This is a genomic window from Chryseobacterium sp. MHB01, assembly GCF_034651565.1.
Classification (GTDB): domain Bacteria; phylum Bacteroidota; class Bacteroidia; order Flavobacteriales; family Weeksellaceae; genus Chryseobacterium; species Chryseobacterium nepalense.
Genome location: NZ_JAYEDA010000056.1, coordinates 1 through 398, shown reverse-complemented (window position 1 = coordinate 398; position 398 = coordinate 1). Strand labels below are relative to the sequence as shown.

Here is a 398-nt window from a genome sequence, read left to right as displayed (position 1 = left end):
CAGCCTACAGCTCTTAGTGCTACTACTTCCCAGACGAATATCGCATGTAATGGCGGATCTACAGGAGTAGCAACTGTTAACGTTTCAGGAGGAACAGCACCTTATACGTATTCATGGTCACCATCAGGAGGAACAGCTGCAACGGCTACGGGCTTATCTGCCGGAACTTATACAGTAACTGTTACTGATGCTAACGCATGTACCTTAACCAGAACATTCACTATTACACAGCCAACGGCTCTTAGTGCTACTACTTCCCAGACGAATATCGCATGTAATGGCGGATCTACAGGAGTAGCAACTGTTAACGTTTCAGGAGGAACAGCACCTTATACGTATTCATGGTCTCCATCAGGAGGAACAGCTGCAACGGCTACAGGATTATCTGCCGGAACTTA

The 398-nt window shown here is 46.7% G+C and carries 1 pseudogene; it reads left to right on the top strand.

Annotation, left to right across the window (positions count from 1 at the left end):
* A pseudogene (locus tag U9K52_RS21230) lies at positions 1 to 398 on the top strand (SprB repeat-containing protein); the annotation flags it as partial.